Origin of the sequence: Pantoea sp. AS-PWVM4, from assembly GCF_000468095.1 — a bacterium.
Lineage (GTDB): Bacteria > Pseudomonadota > Gammaproteobacteria > Enterobacterales > Enterobacteriaceae > Pantoea > Pantoea phytobeneficialis.
Genome location: NZ_ASZC01000019.1, coordinates 102,826 through 128,375, shown reverse-complemented (window position 1 = coordinate 128,375; position 25,550 = coordinate 102,826). Strand labels below are relative to the sequence as shown.

23 protein-coding genes are annotated in these 25,550 nt (G+C 54.9%); 15 read left to right on the top strand and 8 right to left on the bottom strand.

Annotation, left to right across the window (positions count from 1 at the left end; genetic code table 11):
- Window positions 1-65: 65 nt before the first annotated feature.
- The 5 genes from L579_RS17775 (at window position 66) to L579_RS17755 (ending at window position 4,874) form a co-directional block, all read left to right on the top strand.
- On the top strand, window positions 66-734 hold the full coding sequence (locus L579_RS17775) for an amino acid ABC transporter permease (RefSeq protein WP_021185569.1): 669 nt from the start codon (window positions 66-68) through the stop codon (window positions 732-734).
- Window positions 734-1,423: an amino acid ABC transporter permease gene (locus L579_RS17770; RefSeq protein ID WP_021185568.1), complete on the top strand. Its 690-nt coding sequence runs from the start codon at window positions 734-736 to the stop codon at window positions 1,421-1,423. The genes L579_RS17775 and L579_RS17770 overlap by 1 nt, the downstream gene beginning before the upstream one ends.
- Window positions 1,401-2,138 (top strand): amino acid ABC transporter ATP-binding protein, encoded by a 738-nt coding sequence (locus L579_RS17765; RefSeq protein WP_013512794.1) that lies wholly within the window; start codon window positions 1,401-1,403, stop codon window positions 2,136-2,138. Before L579_RS17770 ends, L579_RS17765 begins: the two co-directional genes overlap by 23 nt.
- Window positions 2,139-2,196: 58 nt before the next feature.
- Window positions 2,197-3,378, top strand: a complete 1,182-nt coding sequence (locus L579_RS17760) for a pyridoxal-phosphate-dependent aminotransferase family protein (protein WP_369758292.1) — start codon at window positions 2,197-2,199, stop codon at window positions 3,376-3,378.
- Window positions 3,379-3,575: 197 nt separating this feature from the next.
- Entirely contained in the window at window positions 3,576-4,874 is a 1,299-nt protein-coding gene (locus tag L579_RS17755; protein ID WP_021185566.1) for an MFS transporter, read from the top strand.
- Window positions 4,875-4,911: 37 nt separating this feature from the next.
- On the opposite strand, the gene otnK is transcribed toward L579_RS17755, so the two are convergent.
- Together otnK and L579_RS17745 are read right to left on the bottom strand one after the other, a co-directional pair.
- A complete protein-coding gene (gene otnK, locus L579_RS17750; RefSeq protein ID WP_021185565.1) occupies window positions 4,912-6,183 on the bottom strand; it encodes a 3-oxo-tetronate kinase in 1,272 nt (423 codons plus the stop codon).
- Window positions 6,177-6,842, bottom strand: coding sequence for an aspartate/glutamate racemase family protein (locus L579_RS17745; protein ID WP_021185564.1), 666 nt, complete (start codon window positions 6,840-6,842; stop codon window positions 6,177-6,179). The genes otnK and L579_RS17745 overlap by 7 nt, the downstream gene beginning before the upstream one ends.
- Before the next feature lie 206 nt (window positions 6,843-7,048).
- Here L579_RS17745 and L579_RS17740 point away from each other — a divergent pair, with 206 nt between their 5' ends.
- Complete coding sequence (locus L579_RS17740; RefSeq protein ID WP_021185563.1) at window positions 7,049-8,299, top strand: alpha-hydroxy acid oxidase; 1,251 nt, start codon at window positions 7,049-7,051, stop codon at window positions 8,297-8,299.
- Window positions 8,299-8,988, top strand: coding sequence for a molybdate ABC transporter substrate-binding protein (locus L579_RS17735; RefSeq protein ID WP_021185562.1), 690 nt, complete (start codon window positions 8,299-8,301; stop codon window positions 8,986-8,988). Before L579_RS17740 ends, L579_RS17735 begins: the two co-directional genes overlap by 1 nt.
- On the opposite strand, the gene L579_RS17730 is transcribed toward L579_RS17735, so the two are convergent.
- Window positions 8,985-10,019, bottom strand: a complete 1,035-nt coding sequence (locus tag L579_RS17730) for a LacI family DNA-binding transcriptional regulator (RefSeq protein ID WP_021185561.1) — start codon at window positions 10,017-10,019, stop codon at window positions 8,985-8,987. The genes L579_RS17735 and L579_RS17730 overlap by 4 nt on opposite strands.
- A 265-nt stretch (window positions 10,020-10,284) precedes the next feature.
- Here L579_RS17730 and L579_RS17725 point away from each other — a divergent pair, with 265 nt between their 5' ends.
- From L579_RS17725 to L579_RS17695, 7 genes are all read left to right on the top strand, one after another.
- On the top strand, window positions 10,285-11,592 hold the full coding sequence (locus tag L579_RS17725) for an MFS transporter (RefSeq protein WP_021185559.1): 1,308 nt from the start codon (window positions 10,285-10,287) through the stop codon (window positions 11,590-11,592).
- Between the two features lie 12 nt (window positions 11,593-11,604).
- The gene (locus L579_RS17720; RefSeq protein ID WP_021185558.1) at window positions 11,605-12,243 is read left to right on the top strand and encodes a 3-oxo-tetronate 4-phosphate decarboxylase; all 639 of its coding nucleotides are present in this window, start codon (window positions 11,605-11,607) and stop codon (window positions 12,241-12,243) included.
- A 37-nt stretch (window positions 12,244-12,280) separates the two neighbouring features.
- A complete protein-coding gene (locus L579_RS17715; RefSeq protein WP_036627282.1) occupies window positions 12,281-13,429 on the top strand; it encodes a lactonase family protein in 1,149 nt (382 codons plus the stop codon).
- A gap of 81 nt (window positions 13,430-13,510) precedes the next feature.
- Window positions 13,511-14,218: a hypothetical protein gene (locus tag L579_RS17710; RefSeq protein ID WP_021185556.1), complete on the top strand. Its 708-nt coding sequence runs from the start codon at window positions 13,511-13,513 to the stop codon at window positions 14,216-14,218.
- A gap of 118 nt (window positions 14,219-14,336) precedes the next feature.
- Window positions 14,337-15,746 carry a c-type cytochrome gene (locus L579_RS17705; RefSeq protein ID WP_036627280.1) on the top strand — a complete coding sequence of 470 codons (1,410 nt, stop codon included), beginning with the start codon at window positions 14,337-14,339 and terminating at the stop codon, window positions 15,744-15,746.
- Window positions 15,736-16,266, top strand: coding sequence for a sugar dehydrogenase complex small subunit (locus tag L579_RS17700; RefSeq protein WP_021185554.1), 531 nt, complete (start codon window positions 15,736-15,738; stop codon window positions 16,264-16,266). The genes L579_RS17705 and L579_RS17700 overlap by 11 nt, the downstream gene beginning before the upstream one ends.
- Window positions 16,263-17,906: a GMC family oxidoreductase gene (locus L579_RS17695; protein ID WP_021185553.1), complete on the top strand. Its 1,644-nt coding sequence runs from the start codon at window positions 16,263-16,265 to the stop codon at window positions 17,904-17,906. The genes L579_RS17700 and L579_RS17695 overlap by 4 nt, the downstream gene beginning before the upstream one ends.
- Before the next feature lie 146 nt (window positions 17,907-18,052).
- Here L579_RS17695 and L579_RS17690 read toward each other — a convergent pair whose 3' ends face one another.
- From L579_RS17690 to L579_RS17670, 5 genes are all read right to left on the bottom strand, one after another.
- On the bottom strand, window positions 18,053-18,895 hold the full coding sequence (locus L579_RS17690) for a PRD domain-containing protein (protein ID WP_021185552.1): 843 nt from the start codon (window positions 18,893-18,895) through the stop codon (window positions 18,053-18,055).
- A 3-nt stretch (window positions 18,896-18,898) separates the two neighbouring features.
- A complete protein-coding gene (locus L579_RS17685; RefSeq protein ID WP_021185551.1) occupies window positions 18,899-20,323 on the bottom strand; it encodes a glycoside hydrolase family 1 protein in 1,425 nt (474 codons plus the stop codon).
- Window positions 20,320-22,188 carry a beta-glucoside-specific PTS transporter subunit IIABC gene (locus tag L579_RS17680; RefSeq protein WP_021185550.1) on the bottom strand — a complete coding sequence of 623 codons (1,869 nt, stop codon included), beginning with the start codon at window positions 22,186-22,188 and terminating at the stop codon, window positions 20,320-20,322. Before L579_RS17680 ends, L579_RS17685 begins: the two co-directional genes overlap by 4 nt.
- A gap of 349 nt (window positions 22,189-22,537) precedes the next feature.
- Window positions 22,538-23,923: a M24 family metallopeptidase gene (locus tag L579_RS17675; protein ID WP_021185549.1), complete on the bottom strand. Its 1,386-nt coding sequence runs from the start codon at window positions 23,921-23,923 to the stop codon at window positions 22,538-22,540.
- A gap of 25 nt (window positions 23,924-23,948) precedes the next feature.
- Window positions 23,949-24,890 (bottom strand): LacI family DNA-binding transcriptional regulator, encoded by a 942-nt coding sequence (locus L579_RS17670; RefSeq protein ID WP_021185548.1) that lies wholly within the window; start codon window positions 24,888-24,890, stop codon window positions 23,949-23,951.
- A gap of 334 nt (window positions 24,891-25,224) precedes the next feature.
- Between L579_RS17670 and L579_RS17665 the strand changes: the two genes are divergently transcribed.
- Window positions 25,225-25,542, top strand: coding sequence for a PTS sugar transporter subunit IIB (locus tag L579_RS17665; protein WP_021185547.1), 318 nt, complete (start codon window positions 25,225-25,227; stop codon window positions 25,540-25,542).
- The last annotated feature ends 8 nt before the right edge of the window (window positions 25,543-25,550 follow it).

Genomic DNA, 25,550 nt, shown 5'->3' with positions numbered 1-25,550 from the left:
TTTCGTTCTGATTTAATCGGGCGCCCGCAGTTTGGGGCGCTCTTTAGCGATTGAGCGTTGTTCTGATGAACCTGAATTTTTTCCCCATTCTTGATCAACTGCCTTACCTGTTAGGCGGCGCCTGGATCAGCCTGCAACTGGCGGTGCTGGCGTTCGCCTTCGGTATGGTGATTGCGATGATCTGTACCAGCATCCTGCGCTATGGCCCTAAACTGGCCGGTAAGTTTATTAACGCCTACGTGGTTTTTGCCACCAACACGCCGCAACTGGTGCAGATCTACTTTCTGTTTTTTGCTCTGCCGGAAGTGGGTATTTTGCTGTCGCCGTTCACCGCGGTGCTGATCGGTGCCACCTTCAATGCCGGGGCTTATTTATGTGAAATCCAGCGAGCGGGCTTTGATTCGGTCCGTCGCATGGAAATTGAAGCGGCAGAAGTGCTCGGCTTCTCCCGTGTGCAGATTATCCGTTACGTCATCCTGCCGCATGTCATCAAGGTGATGTTCCGACCGCTCTCCAACCAGTTCATTGTGATGACGCTGGGGACGTCAATGGCCTCTATGTTTGGTGTCGAAGAACTTACTGGCCGTACCTATAACCTCAGCTCACAAACCTATTTGTCAGTGGAGTCTTTCTCCGTCGCTGCCGTGATTTATATCGTGATCACCATTGTCGCCACCTTTGCCCTGGCGATTATGGGGCGGTTTCTTTTCCGTGCCAGAACAGGGGTATTTTGATGAGCTACTTCGACTGGTCGGAAATTACCGGGTTGTTCTCGTACTACAACCTGTTGTTGTTATTGCAGGGGTTAGGCATCACGCTGGCACTGTCGGCGTTTGGCTGCCTGATTGGATTTCTGGCGGGCTTTGTACTGGCGGTGACCATCAATACTAAAGCGGCGATCCTGTCACCGCTGCGTGGTGTGGTCCATGTGTATTTCTTTATTTTCCGGCGCATCCCGTTCCTGGTGACGTTATTTCTGGTGTTTTTTATCAGCCAGTATTCCGGCCTGCGCTTCTCCACCTTTACCGTGGCGCTGATCAGCGTGTGTATTATCGCTGCCGCCTACCTTGGCGAGATCATCCGCAGCGGGCTGGAATCGGTACACCATAACCAGTGGGAAGCGGCGGTGACGCTGAACTTTTCCTATTTGCAGACGCTGCGCTACGTGATCATTCCGCAGTCCCTGACGGTGGTGATTCCGCCAACCTTTAGCTTCTTCGTTATGTATATCAAAGACACGACGCTGGCTTCGCAGATTGGCGTGATGGAACTGACCTCCGCCAGCAAAATCCTGTCGGATAAAGGCTACTCGGCCACGCTGGTCTATGCCGTCGTCCTTATGCTGTATTTCATTGTGTCTTATCCGTTATCGCGTCTCGGTAAGCGTCTGGAGAGAAAAATTGCCACAGCTCGACATCATTAATTTAAAAGCCGCCTATAACGACCAACCGGTACTGGAGAACGTCACTTTATCGGTGGAGAAAGGCGATATCGTCAGCCTGATCGGGCCGTCCGGCTCCGGCAAAAGTACCCTGTTGCGAGTGCTGATGGGTTTACTGTTGCCGAAAGAGGGACAGGTTCTGCTGGAAAATAACGCGGTGGATTACGCCAATAAAGGTGAGTTGCGCCAGCTGCGTGAATCTATCGCCATCGTATTTCAGCAGTACAACCTGTTCCAGAATATGACGGTACTGGAAAACGTGATGATTACGCCCACCAAAATTAAAGGCTGGCCAAAGCAGCAGGTGGAGCAGGACGCACGCCGTTTACTGGAACGGGTAGGGTTGTCACATCGTATCAATGCGTATCCGGACCAACTCTCCGGCGGTCAACAACAGCGCGTTGCCATTGCCCGCGCGCTGGCGCTGAAGCCCACTATCCTGTTGCTGGATGAGGTGACGGCGGCGCTCGACCCCGAGATGGTGAACGAAGTGCTGGATACCATTCGCGAGCTGGCCTCAGAAGGGATCACGATGTTTATCGTTTCCCATGAGATGAGTTTTGTTCGTGAGGTGTCATCAAAGGTGGTGTTTATGGCCGATGGTCAGGTGGTGGAAACCGGCTCGCCACAGCAGGTTTTTGACGCGCCCACTCACGAACGCACGCGGCAGTTTGTCAGCAAAATTTTACGTCACTAAGGAAGATGTTTTGAACAAGCCTGTTTTTAGCCAGCTTAATCCCCCGCAACGCCTGTTAATGGGGCCTGGCCCGATCAATGCCGACCCACGCGTGTTGCGCGCCATGTCAGCCCCTCTTATCGGACAATACGATCCGGCAATGACGGCGTATATGAACGAAGTGATGATGCTGTACCGCTCGGTGTTCCGCACCAGCAACGACTGGACGTTGCTGGTGGATGGCACATCGCGTGCCGGGATTGAAGCGATTCTGGTTTCAGCCATCCGGCCTGGGGATAAAGTGCTGGTGCCGGTGTTTGGTCGTTTTGGTCATTTATTGTGTGAAATCGCCCGTCGTTGCCAGGCGGAAGTTCACACCATCGAAACCCCGTGGGGCACGGTGTTTACCCCCGATCAAATCGAAGAGGCGATTAAACGGGTGCGGCCGACCATGCTGTTAACCGTACACGGTGATACCTCCACCACCATGCGTCAGCCGCTGGAAGAGTTAGGCGCAATTTGTCGGCGATATGGTGTGCTGTTTTATACCGATGCCACCGCGACTCTCGGTGGCAATCCGCTCGAAACCGATGCATGGGGTTTGGATGCGGTTTCAGCCGGAATGCAAAAGTGTCTTGGCGGTTCAGCCGGTACTTCGCCTATTACCCTGAGTGAACAGATGGCAGACTCGATCACCCGTCGACGTCATGTGGAAGAGGGGATCCGCGATAACCGTCATCAGGACGGTGACGAACCCATTATCTCGTCCAACTATTTTGATTTGGCGATGATCATGGATTACTGGGGCAGCGAACGCCTGAACCACCACACTGAGGCGACCTCGGCGCTGTATGGTGCCCGTGAGTGCGCACGATTGATTGTGCAGGAAGGTGTGGAAGCAGGCATCGCCAGACACCAACTGCATGGCGCTGCATTGCGTGCCGGGGTTGAAGCGATGGGGCTGGAGGTGTTCGGCGACCCACGGCATAAGATGAATAATGTGCTGGGCATTAACATTCCTGATGGGCTGTATGATCAGCAAATCCGTGAATGCATGCTTAACGATTTTGGTATCGAAATCGGCACCTCTTTTGGCCCGTTAAAAGGCAAGATGTGGCGTATCGGCACTATGGGTTACAACGCGCGCAAAGACTGCGTGTTGCAAACCCTGGCGGCGCTGGAAGCCACGCTTAATCGTTATGGTTTTAAAACGGTGCAAGGGGCAGGGATGGAAGCCGCGTGGAATAGCTACGCTAACTGATCATAGCGGCGCACTTTATTGCGCATCTTTTTCAGCGCGATAAATCGCGCCGCTACAGACGCGGTGCGTTCTGGAGTTCAGCAAAATTCGTAAGCATAGCTGGCGGGTATCGTCTATCTTTACCCGTTGTTACTTAAGCTGTTTACTGATGAGGTCTCTATGCCGGGTTCTGCTGTACCATCCTCACTGAGCATCTTATGAGAAAAGTGCTCAACGCTTTTCTTCCGTTATATGTCACGACATTGCTGATGTTGCTCGGTTCTGGTTTGCTCACGACTTATGTGTCATTGCGCCTGGCGCATGAGCAAGTGAACGGCACGCTGATTGGCGCTATCACCGCGGCTAACTATGTCGGGCTGGTGATTGGCGGCAAAGTCGGACACAACCTGATCGCCCGCGTCGGGCACATCCGCAGCTATGTCGCCTGCGCCGGAATCGTGACCGCCTCCGTGCTGGGTCACGGTTTGACGGACATGATCCCGATATGGGTATTTTTACGCCTGATCATCGGTTTGTGCATGATGTGCCAATATATGGTGCTGGAGAGTTGGCTGAACGATCAGGCGGAATCCTCCCAGCGCGGCACGATTTTTGGTTTGTACATGGTGGCGACCTATCTGGGTCTGAGTGGCGGCCAGGTGATCCTCGCGATGCAGGATGGCTTTGGCATCAGCACCTTGTTGATTGTCGCGCTGTGCTTTGCGCTCTGTCTGGTGCCGATTGCCCTGACCACGCGAACCAATGCGCGTGCGATGTCTCCAGCACCGATGGAGTTGGGTTATTTTCTCCGCACCATCCCGCGTTTGCTGGCCACCACGCTGGTGAGCGGGATGGCGCTCGGTGCGTTTTATGGCTTAGCGCCGGTCTATGCAAGCCGTCAGGGTTTCAGCACCGAACAAACCGGTTTGTTTATGAGTGTCAGCATTTTCGCCGGGCTGGTGACTCAGTTCCCGCTCAGTTGGTTATCGGATCGCTTTGACCGCCAGCGGCTGCTGTTTTTTGTCGCGTTGTTGTATGGCCTGGGCGCGCTGACATTGGGTTTGCCCTGGACTCTCTCGTTCCAGATGTTGTTGGTGATCGCGTTTTTCGTCAGCATGATGCAGTTTGGACTTTATCCGCTTCAGGTGGCCCTGGCGAATGATCAGGTGATGCCGGAAAGGCGCGTCTCCCTGAGTGCCTGTCTTTTGATGGCGTTCGGCATCGGGGCCAGCATTGGTCCGCTGGTGGTGGGGGCGCTGATGCAACCCTTCGGCAGCCATGTACTGTACCTGGCGTTTACCTTGTGCGCATTGCTGATCGCCCTGATGAATCGCCCGGTCAAAGCCCTGCCATTGCCCACCACCGAAGTCCCTTTGCCGCATGTGGTGATGCCGGATAGTCTGGCGACATCTCCGATTGGTGCCGCGCTGAACCCGGCGCTGGAGGAAGACGCGATTCAGGCGACGATGGTAAATGAGGAACCGTTTGAGGCGGAAACCGCAGAGCGAAACGGATAATCCCGCCAGCAGGGCGCTTGCCCTGCTTGATGTGGAATTACCCTGCCAGTACCTTTAACGCATGCGCAAAGAAATCTCTCCGGCCAAAATTCCCTGATTTCAGCGCCAGCGCCAGCGGTGCTTCCGGTTGTGCGAACAGCGCCGGAACGCCGGGGTCAATCTCCTCGCCAACCTGCAACGATCCCAGATTGAGCGCGCTCACCACCGCGCCGGAGGTTTCTCCGCCGCCGACCACCAGACGTTTAATACCCGCCTCGTACACCAGTTTGCGCGCCGCATCGCCAAACAGTTTATCGAGCTGGCGGGAGATATTATGCTGACCAAATTGTTGCTGTGCCTGCTGCACGCTGTCGGGATCGCCGGAAGAGTACACCAGCGGGCATTCCTGCTGGTGTGCCAGGATAAATTTCACCACATCATCGGCACTGACGCGTTCATTCATCACATCGGTGATATCCAGCGCCAGCACCGCGTGGTGTTTTTGATGCTCCTCGATCTGCCCGCGTGTGGCACCGGAACAACTGCCGACCAGAATGGCGGTCGCGCCGCTGACGGCCGGGTTGTTACTCCGATGGCCCTGTGCCTGCCCGGCCTTGATAAAGTTATGGGGTAATGCCCGGGCAATGCCGGAGCCGCCGCTGATCAATTTAAGCCCCGCCGCGGCAATACCAATAATTGTCAGGTCATGATCGCTCAGGGCATCCACCACCACCAACTGTGCGGAGTCATTACCCTGGGTTTCCAGTCGCTCACGCAGCCCCTCGCTGCCTTCCACCACCTGTTGCCAGCGAATATGGCTGACAGGGGTATGGGACTGGCGTGCCAACAGGCGGCGAATATCGGCATCCTTCATTGGCGTTAAGGGATGGTGCTCCATACCGGATTCATTTAGCGGTCGATCGTGGACAAACAGATTACCCTGATACAGGGTGCGACCCATCGCCGGGAACGCCGGGCAGACAATCACGCGCTTTGCCTGCAAACGTGCTGTTAGCGCATCAAGCACTGGCCCGATATTCCCCTCATCGGTGGAATCAAAGGTCGAGCAATATTTAAACACAATCTGGCTACACCCCTGCGCCAGCAGCCATTCGCAGGCCGCCAACGACTGCGCGACCGCTTCTGACGCAGGCAGCGAGCGGGATTTCAGGGCAATCACACCGGCTTCGACTTCCGCATGCGCAGGTTGTTGTGGCACGCCGAGATATTGCGTGGTACGCAAGCCACCTTCGCCGGGTAAGCCTTGTGACAGCGTCACCGCGATATCACTGGCTCCGGTAAAATCATCTGCGATAACGCCAATCAACATGATGATGCTCCTGTGGCTGCCTTCATTTTCTGCACCGCCGCATGCGGGGCCGTCAGCACCGGGATATCGACACGCGCACGCACCGCATCTGCGGCGCGAGAGGTGGAAAAGTGCGCCAGCATGATCACATCACAATGACTGAGTTGTGGCGCATATTCGGCGACCAGCCGGTTGTGGGTGTCGACATCCCCTTTACGTAACCGATCGATGGCGTCCGGCACCAGGACGGTTTCCAGCCGGGCACCAGATCCGATTTGCGCCGCATACTGATCGAATTCGGCGCACATGGTCACCAGTGACGGGCCGAAGGTCGCTAACATGCCGATGGTTTGGCCCTGCTGCAATGCGGCTTCGAACATCGCTTCGTTGGGTTTTAACACCGGCACCGGCACGGCGGCTGCCAGTTCATCAATCGCCGGACCGAATGCGGAGCAGGTGACCAGAATACCCCGGGCATCCATGCTGTAGCCGTAACGACCAAAAGCCACAAAACGATCCGTCAATCGACGCGACAGTTGCTCCTCTTTGGCGCGGTCAATGGTCAGCCCGTCATCCAGCAGATTGACTACCTCAGCCTCGGGCCATAAGTCGTTAAAAGCCTCCTGAATCGGGGTCATCGCCACCGGGGTAGCGTGCAATAAAACAATGCGTTGGTTCATGGTTATCTCCGTCAGCAGCGACGATCAAAGTGGACTACAGCACACCATACTTAATCCGGGTTGAAAATGTAAGGGCTTACATTTCTGTTCATATGGTGACGGCGATCACACAAAAAAACTGCGCGTCTGTCAGGATATAAACAGGATAGCCTCGTAATAACCCCTGATTTGAAATCGCTTACTTTCCATAAAATTGAGAACGCACTATGACAACTCGTGGAGACACCACCGCTATTAACATCGCCGTGACGCCAGATGTGCAGGTTCGTCCCGCTAATACCGTACCGCGCCATTTTCGCGATCTGCTGGCGCTGGACGACTTCGAACGTCATGCACGCAAGCGCTTACCAAATATGATTTTTCAATACGTAAAAGGCGGTGTGGAGACCGGCAGAGGCATCGCCGCAGCCTATGAGGCTTATCAGCAGTATGTGTTTGTGCCGCGCATGTTTCGCGACGTGTCCGGGCGTGATCAGCACGTCAGCCTGCTGGGGCATAACTGGTCCCATCCTTTTGGTGTCGCCCCGCTGGGTGGCGCGTCTTTTGTCAGCTACCGTGCCGACCTGATGCTGGCAAAAGCGGCCAGAGCGATGAACGTGCCGATGATACTCAGCGCATCGTCACTGATTCCACTGGAGGAGGTGATTGCTGCCAATCCCGATGCCTGGTTTCAGGCCTACCTGGCGGGCGATCAACCGCGTATTGACCGTCTGGTCGAGCGTGTTGAACGCGCCGGGTATAAAACGCTGGTGGTCACCGGTGATACGCCGATGCTTGGCAACCGCGAACACAACACCCGCAGCGGCTTCAGCATGCCAATCAAAATCACGCCGAAAGTTATGTGGCAAAGCGCCCTGAGTCCGCGCTGGCTGCTCGGCACCGTAGCACAAACCTTCCTGCGCCACGGTGCCCCGCATTTTGAAAACACCGATGCGGAACGCGGACCGCCGATGATGTCGAACAAAGTGCGTAACACCAACGCGCGTGACAAGTTGAGCTGGAAACACGTTGAGGCCATCCGTAAGAAGTGGAAAGGCAACCTGGTGATCAAAGGGCTGATGTCACCGGAGGACGCCTTTATCGCTCGTGATTTAGGCGCGGATGCGGTGATCCTCTCCAACCACGGTGGACGCCAGCTTGATCACACCGTGCCGCCGTTGCATACCTTGCCTGAAATCGCCGCGGCGAAAGGGAATATGAAGGTGATAATCGATAGCGGCATTCGTCGTGGTACCGATGTGATGAAAGCGATGGCATTGGGTGCCGACTTTGTGTTTCTTGGCCGTCCGTTTCTGTACGGTTCGGTGATTGGCGCCCAGGCAGGTATCGAGCATGCCATGCATATCCTGCGTGATGAGATTGATCGCGATATGGCGCTGATCGGTGTCACCAAACTCGACCAACTGGATGCTGCGTTGCTGCGCCGTGCTCCGCTGTTTGCCCGCGAGGGAGAATAATGACGTTACATATTTATAGCGCGCTCGCCCTGAGCGCACCGTTCAACACGCTGATTGATGTTTGGCAGTCGGCACACCCGGATACGCCGCTGGCAATGCGCTGGCATCCCAGCACCGTTATCGAGCAACAGCTGAACCAGGGGGCGGAGGCGGATGTGGTGATCGCCACGGTGGACACCGTCGATCGCCTGATTGACAAAGGGATTGCCGATGGCAGCAGCCGCATTGAAGTGGTCGACTCTCCAATTGGTGTGGCGGTGCTGGCCGGTGCCGTAGCGCCGGATATCAGCAACCTTGACCGACTGATTGCCAGCCTGCTGGCTGCGCGTTCTGTGGCCTGGTCGGAAGCGGGGGCCAGCGGCGTCTGGTTCTCGCGGTTGTTAAAGCAACTCAATATCGATGAGCCACTACGTGCGCGCGGTACGGTGATCCCGGCCGGGTTTACCGCTGAGCAACTGCTTAACGGCAACGCAGATCTCGCGGTGCAACAAATCAGCGAACTGCTGATGGTGGAAGGGATTGACGTGGTGGGTCCGCTGCCGCCGGAAGCACAGCAACCGATCTCGCTGTCGGCGGCGGTGCTGACGTGTGCGCAACAGCCAGAACGGGCCAGTGCCTTTCTGGCCTGGCTGAAAACGTCTGCGGTGACAGACATCTTCAACCAGTTTGGTATGCAACGCCGCGATTAGCGTTCCTGACGGGGCACAGAACCGCTGCTGCCCCGAACAATCAATTCAGTCTTAATCAGCGTGTGTTGCGGGGCAGGCAGGTTATTGAGCGTATTCAACAGATAATGCGCGGCATGTTCACCAATTGACGCCAGGTCTACGCGCATGGTGGTCAGTGGATGTTCCAGGTGCTCGGCATACTCATAGTCATTGAAACCGACGATGGAGATGTCGCCGGGAATGCGCAGATAACGCTCGCTGGCGGCGCGCATGGCACCGAATGCCAGCAAATCGTTACCACAAATGATGGCAGTGGGCGGCTCCGGTCCGTCCAGCAGGCGGAACACCGCTTTGCGTGCATCGTTCATGGTAAACGCGTTATCGACAAGATGGCTATCCGCCAATGTCAGCCCCTGCTGTTGTAGCGCCCGTCGTGTCCCCTTCAGGCGATCCGAAACACGATCGTTTGACGGCGGCGTACCGACAATCACCGCAAATCGCTGATGTCCCAGTTCCAGCAAATGCCTGGCAATGGTTTCTGCTGCACCTTCGCTGTCATAGCCGACGCAGGGCTTCTCGCTGTCATGGGAGAAGGTCTGGATACAGGCAATTTCTTGCTGACTGATGCGCTCCCACAGGCGTGGATGGTGGGTGTTGCCCACCAGCATCAGACCGTCGATGCCGTATTCAATCAGCTTGTTCACCTCTTTCAACTCGGTGTCCGGGTCGAAATTGGAGTTCGCCAGCAACAACGTATAACCCGCGTCATGGATTAACTGCTGAAACGCCGCCAGCGCGCGGGAGAAGGTTTCCGTCGCTAATGTTGGCACCACGGCACCAATGGTCATGCTGCGTCGCGAGGCGAGGGTGCGCGCTGCGCGGTTAATCACATAGCCGAGCTCTTCACAGGCTTTTTCCACCGCGGCGCGACGCGCCGCTTTAACGGTAGTGCTGCCGTTCAACACGCGAGAAACAGTGGCCGTTGACACGCCAGAAAGGCGGGCAACATCTTCCAGTGATACGCGGCCGGATCCATTTTGTTTTTCACTCATCAAGTCACTCCTGCTGAAAGAGTGAGCTTGTCCACAAAATTCGCAGACAACTCACCATCAATTTTGAAAGCGCTTACTTTTGGCTTGACTGTATTTTGTAATCGCTTACTTTTTACATCATGTTATCAGGTCGGGGATGCCTGCTCACGTTTTTTTAACAGTTTCATGATGTCTGCCCCCGATTTTTAACGACACCGGCGGCGGCTGCACGCGTGATGCGGCTAAACCTCCTGTAACCCATAAATAAATCATAAAGGAATTCACCATGCGCAGATATCCACGAATTCGCTGGCTGATGATCGTGTTCTGCTTTTTCGCCATCGCTATCAATTACATCGATCGTATTAACCTCGCGATCGCTGCTCCGCATATCAAAGCCGACCTGGGCATCGACGACACCAGCATGGGGCTGATCCTCGGCGCTTTCTTCTGGACTTACGCCCTGATGCAGATCCCGGCCGGTCGCCTGATTGACCGCCTGGGGGCGCGTGCCGGACTGGCGCTGGCCGTGGGTTGGTGGTCGCTGTTTACCGTATTCACCGCGTTTGGCAAAGGCTTCGCCTCGATTTTTGCCGCTCGCCTGGCATTAGGCATCGGTGAAGCGGGGGGAAACCCGGGTTGTGTCAAAGTGGTGTACAGCTGGTTTGCCAAAAAGCAACGCGCCACCGCCAGCGGCATCTTTGATGCTGGCCCGCGCGCCGGCAGCGCGATCGCGCTGCCACTGGTGGCGTGGTTAATCAGTACCTGGGACTGGGAAACCTCTTTCGTGGTGACCGGGGCGTTAGGTTTAGTTTGGGTGGCTATCTGGTTGCTGTTTTATCGCGAGCCGGAAGAGATGAAAGGGCTGGATGAAACTGAACGGCAGAATTTGCTGGAAGATCGCGCCGTGCCTGCGACGCAGAACAACGGCAAGATCGAGATGTGGTCGCTGTTCCGCCATCGCAATGTGTGGGGCATGATGATTGGCTTCTTCTGCATGAACTTCGCCACCTATTTCTTTGTCACCTGGTTCCCGACCTATCTGACTATGGCGCATGGCTTCTCGCTGAAAGAGCTGGGTACCTTGGGGGCCATTCCGGCGCTGATGGGGATCCCCGGCAGCTTACTGGGCGGGGTGGTATCTGATGCGCTGTACCGTAAGGGGTTTAGTCTGACGGCGGCGCGCAAAACCTGCCTGATCACCGGGATGCTGCTTTCCAGTGTGATCGCGTTCGCCGCATTTACCGACAGCATCACCGTGATCCTGACGCTGTTCTCCATTACCTATGCGGGCCTGGCCTTTACCGCCGCCAACATCTGGACGTTGCCAGCAGACGTGGCACCCGCCAGCAACTATGTCGCTACCCTAGGCGGTATTCAGAACTTCGCCGGTAATCTCGCCGGGATTGTCACCGCCTCGTTTACCGGCGTGATGCTTACCCTGAGCCACGGCTCGTTTGTTGTGCCGTTACTGGTGGCCGGCGGTATCTGCGTACTGGGCGCGCTGACCTTTATGTTTGTGCTTGGCAAACTGGAACCCCTTCCCATCAACACCCAAAGTGAATCGCCTGTCGTTGCCACGGCGAGCGAGTGAGGAGAAAAAACTATGCAAAATGAACAGTCGTTACGCGAAGAGATATGCCGGGTAGGGGAAGATCTGTTTACCCGCGGCTACACCACCGGCACCGCAGGCAATATCAGCGCTCGCCTGGAAGATGGCTGGTTGATCACGCCGACGGATGCCTGTTTAGGCCATCTGGAGCCGGCGCGTATCGCCAAAGTTAACCGCGACGGCGAGTGGGTTTCCGGTGATAAGCCCTCGAAAACGTTGCTGCTGCATCGCCAGATTTATGACCGCAATCCCGATGCCCACGGCGTGGTGCACACCCATTCCACCCATCTGGTGCAACTGACGCTGGCGGGGGTCTGGCAGCGCGACAGCATTCTGCCGCCGTTGACGCCGTACCAGGTGATGAAAGTTGGCCGCATTCCGCTGATCGACTATCGCCGTCCAGGCCACGCCGAGGTGGCTGAGCAGGTTGCCGGTTTGGCTAACGAGGTGCGCGGTGTGATGCTGGAACGTCTGGGGCCGGTGATATGGGGCACATCGGTCTCAACGGCCAGCTTCGCATTGGAGGAGTTGGAGGAAACCGCGCGTTTATGGCTGAACTGCACAACGAAGCCAACGGCCTTACCGGAACAGGCGGTGCTGGAACTGTGCGAGCATTTCAACACCCGTTGGTAACTCAATCTCTGAACCCTACAATAAGTGACGATAAAAAATGAAAAAGAGAATCATGGCCGCAGGAATGATGTTATTTGCTTCCACTGTGATGGCACAGGAAAAGGCGTATGTGTATGTTTCGAATGGCGACAGCGGAACGGTGACCGCCTATACGCTGGATAAAGCACAGCGTCAACTTAAGCCGCTTGGGGAATATCCCACCGGTTTGAAAAGCATGCCAATGGCCGTTTCCAGCGATAAAAAAACGCTTTACGTGTCGGTACGCAGCCAGCCTTATCACGTCTCGGCCTGGCATATTCAGGCGGATGGCACCCTGAGTCACTTTGCGGATACACCATTGCCGGAAGCGATGGCGTATCTGGCGCTGGATAAGAGCGGCCGTTTTCTGCTCTCCTCTTCCTATGGTGGTGATCTGTTCAGCGTCAATCGCATCGCCAGCGACGGCAAAGTGGAAAGCGCACCGGTACAGGTGGTGCATACCGGTAAGCGGGCGCATTCGATTCAAACCGATCCCAGCAACCAGTTCCTGTTTGTTCCGTTACTCGGTGCTGATCAATTGTTGCAATACCGCTTCGACAGCCACAGCGGCAAGGTGACGCCCAATACCCCGTCGTTTGTGAATATTCAGCGTGAAGCGGCTACCGGTCCTCGCCATTTTGTCTTCGCGCCGCAACGCGATGAGCAAGGCGCGCAAAACATGTATTTGCTGACTGAGATGGCTGGCAATATCTCGCGTCTGACGCTAAATCAGGACGGTACCATGACCGAACATGAAGCGACGCCCTCGCTCGATCCGGCCATTGCTCGCAATATGCAACGCGGTGAAGCGCGTCCACTGACCGGTGATGATGATTTACCGAAGTCAGCCAAGCCGCGTTTGTGGCAGGCGGACATTCATATCACCCCGAACGGTCGTTTTCTCTATTCCACCGAACGCACCAGCAGCAATATCACGGCTTTTCGTGTTTCTCCGGTTGATGGACGACTGACGTTAATTAACAGTACCAAAACCGAAACCCAACCACGCGGTTTTGCTATTGATAATTCGGGTCGTTATTTGATCGAGTCAGGACAAAAATCAACCCAGCTGGCGTTGTATGCAATTGACCAAAATACCGGCAAGCTTTCATTAATTGAACGCGTGCCAACCGGGAAAGGTGCAAATTGGGTCACCATTGTTGAGTAAATATCAATCACCACCATCATGTTACATTATTCATTCAGCCTGACTTTGAATGATATTTATGCGTTAAATAAAGGAGTTGTCATGCCTAAAATTCGTCATGCGTTGCTGAACGCCTTATTATCCTCTGCGATTGTGGCTGGTAGTGTGCAAGCCAGTGCGGCGGAAAAAGTGGTGGCAACGGATCTGGAACCGCTGCATCACGTTATTCTGGAAAATAAGTATGTCACAGTGATGCGGGTGCTGATCCAGCCCGGACATTCCACGCTGTATCACGAACAACATCTGGATTACGTTAATACTCATATTGAAGGCAGCCCGGTGAAAATCGAATATCCGGACAAACCAGCCAACAACACCGAAATGAAAACCGGCAATGTGAAGTTCGGGGAACATCAGGGGAAATCTGATACCGATAAAGTCACCAACACCGGCAATAACGTTAATCATCAGGTGGCGTTTGAAATCAATATTCCGGGGCCGCAACATTTTGGCGGCGCCACCCGCCCGTCAAACGAGGCCTTCCAGCAGGTGCTGGATAAGAAAACCGTAAAAGGCTGGAAAGTGACCCTTAAACCGGGTGAAAGCACCGGCGAATATACCCAGCATGGGCCGGGAGTACGGGTGTTCTTCACAGAAGGGCGGGTGTTGTTAGCCGACCCTACCCATGTAAACCGGGTAAAAGAAGTGTGGGTTCATCCCGGCGATGCGTTTTTGACCGAACCTGGCAAAGTTGATATCACGGCGGCCAGTGGTGAAAATATTGTTTTCAATGATTACGAACTGTTATAGCACCGTTTGTATTTTGTATAGATTTACAATCTGTTAACCTTGCGCATCTGTGGCATTGCTACAGATGTGCATTTCTTATTTTAATAACACTAATAATTATTTACCGGAAGCAATTACCATGAAGGCAAGAAAGGTGAGACAGAGTTGTCTGCCTTTCGCGTTGAGCATTCTGATGTCTGCGACATTTTCAGCCCATGCTGAAAATGCGACCGACTCTGCATCGCTTATTGCGAAAGGCAAGTATCTGGCTATTGCAGCGGACTGTGGGGCCTGCCATACCGCACCTGATCACGGTGCAGCAATGTCGGGGGGATATATTATCTCTTCGCCACTCGGAAATATCGTTTCCAGCAATATCACCCCATCGAAAACAGCGGGAATTGGCGATTATACCGAACAGGATTTTGCCAGAGCCGTCAGAGAGGGGATTAATAAACAGGGACAGCATCTTTATCCGGCGATGCCCTACACCTCGTATGCGAAAATTACCGATAGCGATATTCATGCCTTGTACGCGTATTTTATGCACGGCGTGAAAGCTGACGATAATGTACCGGCACCAACAAATTTGCCATTCCCGTTTAATATCCGTTCAAGTATGTTCTTCTGGAATATGTTATTCGCGCATGCCAAACCTTTTACGCCTGCTGCCGATAAATCCGCTGAAATTAATCGCGGTGATTACCTGGTGAATGCGCTGGCGCACTGCGATACCTGCCATACGCCACGTAATGCGTTGATGGGACAAAATAACGATCAGGCCTTAAGCGGCGGCAGTCTCGGTAGCTGGTATGCGCCGAATATCACGCCGGATAAACAAGCCGGTATTGGTAACTGGAGCGATGCAGAGATCGCGCAGTACCTGAAAACCGGTCATGTGGCGGGCAAAGCTCAGGCCGCAGGCCCGATGGCCGAAGCGGTTGAACACAGCCTGCAATATCTGTCTGATGATGATATCCAGGCGATGGTGGCTTATCTGCGTCAGGTTCCGGCGGTGAGTCAGCCGGTCAGCCAGGCGCGCGATAATATCGGCCAACCGGCAACCAGTGAAGCACTGCAACGCGCCGTGAAAGATCCGGATGCGGGCTGGAAAGTCTACAGCAGCACCTGCGCCAATTGCCATCAGGCGGATGGTTCCGGCAACACTATCTATCCCTCGCTGTTCCATAACACCACCACCGGTGCCGCTCAGGCTGACAATTTGATCGCCACTATCGTTTATGGGGTTCATCGTCAGGTCGACGGCAAAGATATTGATATGCCAGGTTTCGGCCCGGATGCGCTGTTTACCGATCGTCTGACCGATCAGCAAATCGCGGATGTCAGCAACTACGTGTTGAAAAACTTTGGCAACGCCGAGCTGAACGTGACGGCCGAGCAGGTGAAAACCGTGCGTGAAGGTGGTGAACGACCATTGATTGCGCGTCTGGCCCAGCCCGCAGTCTGGGGCGGTGCAGCCATCGTGGTGATTATTCTGCTGGTGCTGTTAGTTTCACTTTCGCGCAGGGGGAAAAAACATGGCGCATAACAACTCTTCCGCCATCTCCCGTCGCCGACTGCTGCAAGGGATGGGCATCCTGTCTCTCGGCGCGATGTGCAATTCACTGTTTCCGGCGCGAGCGCTGGCGGCAGATCAGTTGGCTGATTCGGGGTTTCTTCAGGTGTCGCAATTTCTCGTCAGCCGTCCGTGCGGTCCGTTGCTGGGGCAACGCTATTACGACGCGCTGACGCGTCATGATGCGCAGTTCAGTCAGAAGCTCAGTAGCCTGAAGACATTGTTGCAGCAGCGTAATTTTTCTCATGTTGATGATTTTCTTGCTGCCTTCACCGCTGACAACAGCGACTGGCAAACCGCCAAAACCCTCATTTCTGCCTGGTACACCGGCGTAGTGGGTAGCGGCAGCGATCTGGAGTTGATCGCCTATGCCGATGCCATGATGTACCTGCCCACCAAAGATATCCTCGTGGTGCCGACCTATGGCGGCGGGCCGTTCTATTGGGCAGTGACACAAAAAGGTCAGGTGGCAACAACAGGAGAACACGCATGAGTGCACAAAAAGTCGATGCTGATGTGATCATCATCGGGTCAGGAGTGATGGGTGGCCTGATCGCGACCCAAATGGCGAAGGCCGGTAAATCGGTGATCATCCTTGAGGCAGGACCGCGGGTGTCACGTCAGGAGATCGTCGAGCGCTTCCGTAACTCACCGTTCAAAATGTCACTGACCAACATTAAATTACAGGGCGTGGGTTCACCCTATCCGAACCCACCACATATTCCCTCGACCTACGGCGATTATTTGCAACAGGTTGGGCCGGTGAAGTATCCGACGAAATACCTGCGCGTGGTCGGCGGCACTACCTGGCACTTCGGTTCTGCGCTTTGGCGCATGATCCCGAATGATTTTAAGCTCAACAGCCTGTATGGCCGGGGACGTGACTGGCCGTTTGGCTACGATGAGCTGGAGCCGTGGTATGGCAAAGCGGAACATGAACTGGGCGTTTCCGGTGTGGATGGTCAGGATGAGAGCGGACAAGGCGGAAAAGCCTGGCCGCCGCGTTCTACACCGTTTCCGATGCCGGGTTTGCCAACCAGCTACCTGTTTGATCGCCTCAGCGACCTGCTCGGTAAAGGGGGCTACAACCCGGTGCTGGAGCCGAACGGTCGTGCGACCAAGCCGTGGGGCAAACGCCCGATGTGCGCCGGAAATAACAACTGCAACCCGGTCTGTCCGATTGCCGCCAAATACGATGGCTCGATGCATATCGATGAAGCCGAGCGTCTCGGCGCAAAGCTGCTCGATAACGCGGTGGTGTACCGCATCGAAGCGGCGGATGACGGTAAGATCACCGGCGTCTGGTATAAGAAGCCGGATGGCTCCGAACATCATCTGACGGCGAACTACTTTGTGCTGGCGGCTTACGGTATTGAATCGCCGAAACTGCTGCTGATGTCGACTTCAGAGAAGTATCCCAACGGTATCGCTAACTCTTCCGATCAGGTCGGACGTAATTTGATGGGACACACCGGCATCAGCATGAATGTGATGATGTCGGAAGATGTGTGGCCGGGTCAGGGCCCCACCGAACTGCTGGTCTATCTGAACAATCGTGATGGCGCGTTCCGCAAGGATTTCCCCAGCTACAAGATCAAGGTGCGTAATACGGTGCCGACCGCCGATTATGCCGCGTCGCTGATCGCAAAAGGGGTGCTGGGTTCAAAACTTGACGCGGAGATTCGACGTCAGTCGGCACGTTCACTTAACTTCGCCATCGATTTTGAGACCCTGCCGCTGCCGGAAAACCGCGTGACGCCGAGCAAAACTAAAAAGGATGCGATTGGGATTCCGCTGCCGGAAATTTATTACAGCGTGACCGATTACTGGCATGCCGGTAAGGATGAAGGTATTAAGGATTTCCACAAGTTTGCCGAGCTGCTCAACGCGGAAATTTTGTCGATTGATACCAAGTATCAGGACAGGCAGCACATCATGGGCACCACCATTATGGGCGATGATCCGAAGAATTCGGTGGTGGACAGTAACTGCCGTACCCACGATCACCCCAATATGTGGATTGCGGGCACCAGCGTGATGCCTTCGGCATCCTGCATGAACCCGACACTGACCGGCGCGGCTCTGAGCTTACGCCTGGCGGACCATATGCTGAAGTCAATGCAGGTGAGTTGATATAGCTTAAGACTGAGCACCTGCCTGGCCAGGAGGTGCTCAACAATTCTTAACGAATTTATGGGTTTTATATAAGCCATTAAATCGGTTAATGAATCATAGGGGAATCAAAATACTTTTCTGTGTAATGCTCCAGCCTTCCTCAATTAATCCGTCGGTGCCTCTGCAATCCGCACCAGATGGACGATCAGCCACAGCAGCTCATCATCGGTCATCTCAACCTCCAGCATTTTCTTCACATAATCATTAATCACCAGCGCACAGCGGTGCATACGCGGGTGCTGGCGGATGATTTGTGGCAGCAACGCATTGCCCTGGCTGTGGTTGAGCTGCCCGGCGAACATCCGCTGGATAAAGAACTGCATATGGATCAAAAAGCGTGAGTAATTCAGCGAAGAGGTGTCGATAGTGATCCAGGCGTGGTACTGAATGATATTGAAGATATCTTTCAGCATGCGCATCGCCAGCAATGTCTGGCTGGTGTCGCTGTGCTCCGACTGACCATTTACCAGATGAAAAGCGATGTTGCCCGCCTCTTCGGGGGGCAATTCAAGCTGGAACTGACTGTTGAGTCGCGCGACCACCTGCTGTGCGAGGTTAAATTCGGCTGGCCAGAAACGCTGTACTTCAAACAACACGCGGTTTTGCAGCATGATCCCTTTGCGACTGCGCTCCACAGCGAACATCAGGTGGTCGGTCAGGGTAAAAAAGATTTGCGGACGCAGCGGATGGCTCAGTTCCTGCTGCGCCATCTGCATCACCAGCGCGGTCATCTGGAAAATCTCTTCCGGCATGGCGGCGAAGGCGTTCAGATACTCCGCGCCGGGCAGATTTTCCTGCACCATAAACAACTTTTCGACCTTCTCGCGCGGGATCAGGTCACCAACATGGCTGTTAAAACCAATGCCTTTACCCATCACGATGGCTTCTTTACCTTCGCCATCCTCGATCAGCACCAGGCTGTTGTTCAGGACTTTAATGACCTTCATCTGCTAACGGGTGTCCTGTAATTGGTGTCCGTTACTGGCGATCACCTGCTGGTACCAGTAAAAACTGCGTTTGGGTATGCGCCGTAGATCGTTCAGCGTCTGCTCGTGGCGATTAACATAAATGAAACCATAGCGTTTCGCATAGCCCTGATGGGTGCTAACCACATCAATCGCTGACCACGGGAAATAACCGATGACCTCAACGCCGTCGGCCAGCGCCAGTTGAATTTGCTCAATATGCTGACGCAGAAAATCGATGCGGTAACCATCATCGACTGTGCCGTCGGCAGCCAGGGTGTCAGGCGCACCGATGCCGTTTTCGGTGATCATCACCGGCAGGCCATAGCGTTCGCAGACCTTGCGCAGCGTTAAACGTAATCCAACCGGATCAATCACCCAGCCATACGGGGTTTTGGCGGTATAAGGATTCTCCTCTGGCCGGTACACGCCGGGTTCTCCTAACATAATCTGCTGATCGCCGGCGCGCGGCGCAACATCGGAGGCATCACCGCGGCTGGCGGCGATGGTGGCGGTGGAGTAGTAATTGATGGCGACAAAATCCGGGCGTGCCGCCGCCAGTTGCGCCGCATCCTGCGGCAACATCTGTGGTGCAAGGTCACGGTCCTGCAAATAACGCAGGGCCAGGGCGTTATAGCGGCCATGTACCGCGACATCGAGAAAGCTCCAGCAACGCAGCGTCTCCCAGTTGTGCGCGGCGATGGCGTCCTCCGGGCGACAGGTGGCGGCGTACATTGAGGTGGTGTTGATCGCCGGACCGATTTTCGCCTCGGGCAGTCGTTGATGACAGCGCTGCATCACCTGTGCCTGCGCCACCAACATATGATGGCTTTGCTGATAGAGTGATTTTTTATCCGGTAACTCGCGCCCCGGCGGTGTGCCAATGGCACCGGGATGCAGAATCATGGTGTTCTGCTCATTAATCGTCAGCCAGAAACGTACCTTGTTGCCTAACGCAAGGAACAGCACATCGGCATAGCGCACAAAGGCGTCGATGGTGTGACGATTCAGCCAGCCGCCTTTCTGCTCGAGCGCCCAGGGCAGGTCGAAATGGTACAGCGTGACGATCGGTTCAATGCCGTGCGCGCACAGGGTATCCACCAGGCGACGATAAAAATTCAGGCCCGCCTGATTAACGTTACCATCGCCGTCGGGGATCACCCGCGACCAGGCAATGGAGAAGCGGTAGGCTTTCAGGCCAAGCTGGGCAAACAACGCCACATCGCTTTCCATACGTTGATAATGGTCGCTGGCGACGGTGAAATCCGCTTTGCCCGCGGGATGGGTCAGCATATCCACCACCGACGGGCCTTTGCCGTCACTGTCCCAACTGCCTTCCACCTGATAAGCCGAGGTAGAGGCACCCCACAGAAAACCGTCAGGATACGCGGCTTGTGTCTGATAAATCATGCGGCCTGCTCCCTGAGACTGAGTTCCATAATCGGCTGGCCGAAATCGACCGGTGCGGCAGGGGCCGTGGTGACGGCATATTCATCGCTGTTAATGATCACCACCGGTGTGATCAGGTCATAACCGGCGGCTGCAATTGCTGCCAGATCGAAACGCACCAGCTCATCCCCCGCCTGAACTTCATCGCCCACCTGTAAGGACGAACTGAAATGCTGACCGCCCAGCGCCACGGTATCCAGACCGATATGCACCAACACTTCCATACCATCGTGGCTCATCAGGCCTACGGCATGGCAGGAGGGCAGGAAGGTCATCACTTTGCCGCTCACCGGAGCGCGCAACACACCTTCCTCGGGACGAATCGCCACGCCCTGGCCCAGCAGGCCGTGGGAGAACACATCATCTTTGACTTCAGCTAATGGCACCATCTCGCCGCGCAACGGGCTGATGATGGTACCGGGCTTCAGGTTTACCGGTGCCGGTGCGGCTTTGAGGGGCTGAGTGTCGCCATCAGGGATATCGTCAAAACCCAGTATCCAGGTCAGGGCGAAGGTGACCACGATCGCAATCACACAGGTGATCAATGCATGAACGATGTTCATCGGGTTAGCCCCAATAAAGGCAGGCAGGGCGGCCAGTCCGGGGGAGACGAACGCATAACGGACCAGGCCACTTAACCCGGCATAGATACCGGCACAGCCGCCACCAATCATCGCCGCGATCAGCGGTCGTTTTAACTTAAGGGTCACGCCATACAGCGAAGGTTCGGTAATGCCTAGCAACGCGGTGAAGCCAGCGGAAGACGCGAGCTGACGCAGGTTTTTGTTGCGGGTTTTCAGCGCCACGCAAAGGGTCGCTGCGCCTTGCGCGATGTTAGAAGCCAGCATGCCGGGGCCGTTAATCATTTCAAAACCGTTCTTGCTCAGTTGACCGGTGGCGATTGGCGTCATCGCCCAGGCGGTGCCGGTGATCACCAGGAACGGTTGCAAGCCACCCATCAGCATCGGGATCAGCCAACTGGCATGACGGTCAATAATCACCGCGCCGGAGGCAACGACATCATTCAGCCAGATGCCCAGCGGGCCGACCACCACCAGCGCCAGCGGTGCGGTGACCAGCAGGATAATCATCGGTTTGACGAAAAACTTGATGATTGACGGTGAGACACGTTCAGCAAAACGTTCGATGTACGACATCAACCAGACGGTAAGGATGATGGGCAGTACCGAACCGGCATAATCCGCCAGCTGGAACGGCAAACCGAGGAAATCCACCGGCTTGCCGCTGGCGAGCATTTTACCCAGATCCGGATGCAGCAGCGCGCCGGCAATGGTCATCGCCAGAATCGCGTTACATTCGAATTTCAATGCCGCGCCATAGGCAAGCAGTACCGGCAGGAAGAAAAACGCTGCGTCGGAGATGATATTCAGCAACTGCCACGTTGGGCTGCTCTCGTTCATCACTCCGGTGAGTTTGCAGATCGCCAGCAGCGCTTTAATCATCCCGGCCCCGGTAATCGCCGGGATCACCGGGGTGAAGGTGGTGGAGATCACGCTGATGATTTGAGAAACGATACCGCCACGATCTTGTTTGGCCTGGGGCGTGGTCGTAGGTTTGTTGCCGCTGGTGGCTTTTTCCAGTACGCGGAATACCCGTTGTACATCGTTACCCACCACAATCTGGAACTGTCCACCGCGTTCCACCACGCTGATCACGCCGGGTAATTTTTCAATCTGCTCGCTGTTGACCGCAGCACGATCGTTGAACTCCATCCGCAGTCGGGTGGCGCAGTGCGTCAGGGTACGGATGTTTTCGCCTCCGTTGACCAGACGCAGGATTTCATCAGCTAACTCGTTATGACTCATCATTTTCCCTTTTCGTTAAGGCAAAAAAAAAGACCAAAACAAAAATGCACTCCAGAAAAGACTGGAGCTGGCATTTTTATTTTGGTCTTGCCTGCCGAAGCAGTAGCACGCCGCAATAAAACGTATGTGGATGTTGCGGCGGGAGTATTCAGCACGCTCTGCAACATTGGCAATTACTAATAATAAAAATTGTGAAGCTGCGCAATTATTTCTCAGCGCATCAGACAGGAGATTACCGAGAAATCATCTTCATCTATATGAAAATATGATAATTCAGATGGGGTAGCGCACGTCTGCGGCTAAAAACGCTCACCGCAAACGGTGTGGGTAATAGGAAAATCGTTCGGATTCAGGTTGCCGCCTTCACCAGCGCCTGAGTCTTATCCAGCAGCCAGGGGCGCAAATAACCTACCGTATTCGACAGCAACAACACATCCTGATGCAGCCTGATATGCAGCACCTGTTCGACATAGCGCCGCCGTGCCTGCATCCGCTGCCAGACCTGCGGGTAGCTCGCCGCAATCTCCTGTTGCAGCTGTGCATCTGCCAGCGCCACCGTATCTTCGATGCTGCATCCTGCGTAGCCCGGCACTGAAGGGATGATATCGATCTGCAATAACATGCCACTGCTTAACACCGCGCTGGACCCTGCACTGACGGGCGAGCACAGCCACTCTTCATCGGCCACCAGATGCCCAGGATTCAGATGCCAGTGCCAGCGCTCCTTCGGCAACACATTTTCTACCGTCTGATACAGTTCACCGCCGGTGATGCCGCATTTGAGACGCTCCAGCCAACTGACCACCGTGTGGTAGTAGGGCACCGCCACGCGTGTGAGGTAATCCGCCACTTGCGCGGGGAGATCGTCAGCGCAGGTCGCCACATACGCGGCTCTGCTGCTCAGCCCGCCTTTGTAACCGACCGTCAGGGAAAAGCGGTCACCCAGCGCGATCAATTTGTCGCGGGGATAAAGAGTGGCATGGCTGAAACGGTCACCGGTGGCGGCGATACTGATGACATTGTTCGGTTGTCCTGAGGCGGCCAGCCGTTGTCCAATGGCTTTTTCACTCAGGCCGATTTCCACCGTATCCAGCGCGTTGAGCAGGCTGCCCGATGCCAGATTGGCACCGTATTCATAGAAGGCGACTTCAGCCGCGCGGTTCCGGATACGCACCCCGTCGTGCGGGGAGATAAACAACCCGGTCGCGTTGCTGACACGTTGTTTGCCACCGGAAGCCTGAAATACCGCATCGGCGACAAATGTCGGGACATCAAACAGCGCGAGATCGGCGAACAATTTCCAGCCGACGATCCCGGTGCGACTCGTGGTGCCGATACCACAGCTTGCCAGCAGCTTGTGTAGTGGTTGGTCGCCATCCATCGGTTGATTTGGCAGGGAGAAAATCGGGGCGTGCAGGCAGGTGCCGGGGTTGCGGGCAAACGGCACCAACTTGAGGTTCTCATTGCCCATGATGTAGCTGAGAGAGCCGCCCACGCTGACCACCAGCAGGGCTTCCTCAAAACGTGGGATAAAACCGGCGAGATACTCAAAGTTTCCGCCATGTTCTTTATCCGCGTAAATGACCAGGTAATCCAGTTGTTGTGCGTTCATGCGCTGAAGGAGTGCAGCGAGACGTTGCTGCATCACGGCATCCGGGATGATTACGGAGCGCGCATCCGTAAACGTCGGCGGTGCCGGTATGCGGGTGAGCCTGTATTCATACTGCTGCGTCATTATCCGTCTCCTCACTCCGGTGGTGTCAGCGCGGAATGATTAAGTTTCCGCGTAACGTACAGGAACCCAACATATCTTGCGTCTTTCTCGTCAGCCAACCAACAATTCTGGCTGCCATCGCATCCAGTGAATACTCAATGGCTGGAATGGTGGGAATGCCCGGTAAATGGACTGAACCGGCCAGGCTGAACACCATAATGTCGCCCGGCACCGATTTATTAAAGGCCTGTAGCTGGGCAATAACCTGTTGTGCTTCCTGGTCGTTGGCCGTCAACAACGCATTAAAATTCAGGGTACTGGCATTGTTGAGCAGCACCTGAAGCGCGACCGATGCAGAGGGCGCATCCATAAACACCAGATTACGATTATAGGGCAGGAGGTTATTTTCCAGCGCGAGCTTATAACCACTCAGTACCTGCTCGCCTGCGTTACCGGCCTCGGGATAGATCAAAGCAATCTGGCGCTTACCCTGGCTGATCAGATAGTTACAGGCGGTCTCAGCGGCAAAACCGTGGTCAAACTGGATGCTGTTGGGCCAGTCAGTTTCGGCACAATCGACCAGAATCACATTGTCATCCTGGATATCGAGCGGGAAGCGCGCGCCAATGATCAGCACGTCATCGCACAAGCCACAGCTCAGTTCATCGAGCGCATGTAACACATCGGCTTTGTTGTTGGCGAAGCGTAACAGGAGATGTTTCTGGTGCTGGCTGAGTTGTTTTTCCAGCGCATACAGGTAGCCGGTAGTTTGGTTGATGTTTTCCTGGGCGCAGATGACGCCAATACAACCGGTAGACTGACTGAAGAGTGACTGAGCAATAACGTTAGGTCGATACTTGAGTTCGTCAACCGCTTTGAGCACTGCCTGACGGCTGGCTTCCTTCACTCCGCGCGAACCACTCAACACCCGAGAAACCGTGGCTTTTGACACCCCAGCTAAGCGCGATACATCGTTGATCGTAGACATCTTTCTCTCCGGAAACCCTGAGCAAACTTTAGCCAGCAGAAGTATAACGACTTCCCTGATTGTTGGAAACCGGTTTTCCATTTTTGCGCAAAATCACCATCCCGTAGCGGCGAGATTTATTGCGCGTCATTTTGGCATAGTTAAAAAACCGCGCGATAAATCGCGCCGCTACGGGTTGAAATAATGATGTTTTGTGATGCGAATCTAATAAAAAAAGCGCCGATTTATCAGAAATTGATGCGGGTCACACTTCGTTCAACCTTTCATGGAAACCGGTTTCCGTATGATATCCAATCGTAACCACATTGAGGCATAGCTTTAAGGATGGATGACGATGATCAGGATTATGTTGTGTTGTTCGGCGGGGATGTCCACCAGCATGCTGGTACGCAAAATGAAAGAAGTGGCACAGGAACGCGGTCTGGCCGTTGAAATTGATGCGTATGGCGTGACCGAATTTGACGAGCAGTTTGCGCGTTATCAGGTGGTGCTGCTGGGACCTCAGGTGAAATACATGCTGAAAACGCTGGCCGACAAAGCGGCAAGCGCCGGGATCCCTGTCCAGCCAATCGAGATGATGGACTACGGTATGCAGCGCGGCGACAAAGTGCTGGATTTCGCGCTTTCGCTTATTGAGGCGGCTCACGAATAAAGGTGATG